This window comes from Moorena sp. SIO3H5 (assembly GCF_010692395.1).
Lineage (GTDB): Bacteria > Cyanobacteriota > Cyanobacteriia > Cyanobacteriales > Coleofasciculaceae > Moorena.
In genome coordinates this window covers 1-2,004 of sequence record NZ_JAAHHS010000708.1, presented here as the reverse complement: position 1 = coordinate 2,004, position 2,004 = coordinate 1, and the positions used below count along the sequence as shown (strand labels likewise).

The following is a 2,004-nucleotide window of genomic DNA, read 5'->3' as shown; positions in this document are numbered from 1 at the left end:
ATGGGGGAAGAAACTTATCTCCTCCAGAACTTACCGATCAAATCTACTTGTACGGTTAATTAAAACGCACCTTACGCTATATATAGCGGATACAGCGGTTTACAATTGCTGTTAGGTACTTTCGTTTTGGGTTTTTAGGGAGCAGGGACTAAGGCCGTGGGACAAGCTACGGGAACGGAGCAGGGAAGAGAGAAGACAATCGTGTGACCTAATCATTATGGCTCTTCCGTACTAAGAGCAGGGAAATCTAAAGTTGTAAGGAATGGCCTTTAAGGGATCAGATCCTTTTCAATCACTTGAGGAGTGGTTAGAATCTTTAGACATATGAATACTAAATTCATCAGATGCAAAATTACAAACAAGATCAGAAGCTAGTAAACCCGGAGAATCCACCTAGATCTTTAGTTAAGAATTTTTTATGGATGGGAATCGGTATTGCAACACTTTTCATTACTGGTGAGGGAGTCATTTTTGGCTATCGGCAATGGCTATCTAGTCAAGAGCAACTATTTGTGGAAACTATGGAAGACCTGATCATGAATAAAGACTTTGTCGAGTGTATGAACAAAGCTCTAGACATTCCTGAAACTTCTCACCAATCCTATAATGCACGGGCTTTTCTAAATCAGTGTGCTCAAGGACAGTTGGCTAAAGCAGAGAAAGTGATCAACGATGGCCAAAAGGCCACGCTACGGGAACAGGAGTTGAAACCCGTTGATGAAAATTATAAATTAGCAATTAACTTGGCCAAACAAATTCCTTCATCAACGTCTGTATATAATAAAGCTCAAGATGCGATCCTTAAGTGGGAAAAAAAGTGGAGACAATTAGTTGGAGTAGAAGGATTTACTGATGGCATCTATTTTTACCAGCAGAACAAAGGCTCTAATCTATATCTTATTTTCCAGAAGCAAGGAAATACTATATTAGGTAAAAAATATGGGTTTCACAGTGATTATATAGTTTGTTTGAGAGGAGTTGTACGGCGTAATATACTGAAAGATGTAACTGGAATTTCTTATGGGATTGATTTTGTCCCACAGGTCGAAAGTGTTGACCCAATAAATTTATCGAAGTGGTATCGAATAAGTTGGGATAAAATCTCTATCTCTAGCAAGTATCCTCTACAATATGCTTATAACAATAAGCATCATCATATAGAATCTTGTCAAAAAGAATTCAATAAAAACCCTTGACCGACGTAAGCATTCAGCTATCAGCCGTCAGCCGTCAGCCGACGTGGCACAGGCTTTGGCCTTGGCCAAAAGGCCACGCGGGGCGCGTTTGGCCACGCTGTGCGAACGACGCTGGGACCTAACTCAGATTAAACCAATGCTTACCTGTTTTATTCAAAAGCTGAACGCGCACGCGTGCGCGTAGCGCATTAGCTGATAGCTGATAGCTGACGGCTGAATGCTTACTGACAGACTTAGCTACTAGCCAGAAAACTACCACCAATGAAGTGAATATCACTGAAGGTTTCAATCCACAAACGAGCACCACAATCCAGTGGATTATCCGGCTGATACACAATCTTACACGAAGCATTTATTTTCGGGAATCGGGAGTCGGTAATGCGATCGCGTAGCGTGACTCGCGTAGCGTGACCAAAGGTCAATCGCTCTTAGCGTGGCCTACCGCCAATCCCGTAGCGGCTCCAAGCTCCCATCGCACATAGCCATAGCATTAATTAATAAATACTTGAGAACACAGGATTTTTTCCCACTCCACAACCCTACTCCCAAATTTGTTACAAAAGTTTTTAAAATATGTTATCATATAAGATTATTTGTGCTAAAATAAAATTACCGTGGAACGTTTTAGCCCCCACGGTAAGAGCCAGCCGACAGTTTCTCCCGGCTACAGGCTGGCTCTGGAGCCCCAGTTAAGGAGATACCTAATATTTTATGTCGTACTCTCGACGCCTATATCCATGGGCACTAATTCGTCTATTGCCGAACATGCAGCGGGTGGTTGTTCGTCGTTTTCGGAACCGTTCGGATA

1 protein-coding gene and 1 pseudogene are annotated in these 2,004 nt (G+C 42.3%); one reads left to right on the top strand and one right to left on the bottom strand.

Annotated elements, in window-relative coordinates:
• Window positions 1-422 precede the first annotated feature (422 nt).
• Window positions 423-1,196: a hypothetical protein gene (locus tag F6K52_RS35755; RefSeq protein WP_293089864.1), complete on the top strand. Its 774-nt coding sequence runs from the start codon at window positions 423-425 to the stop codon at window positions 1,194-1,196.
• 233 nt (window positions 1,197-1,429) lie between these two features.
• Here the strand turns inward: F6K52_RS35755 and F6K52_RS35750 are convergent.
• Window positions 1,430-1,540 (bottom strand): annotated as a pseudogene (locus F6K52_RS35750) (DNA-binding protein); the annotation flags it as partial.
• Window positions 1,541-2,004 lie beyond the last annotated feature (464 nt).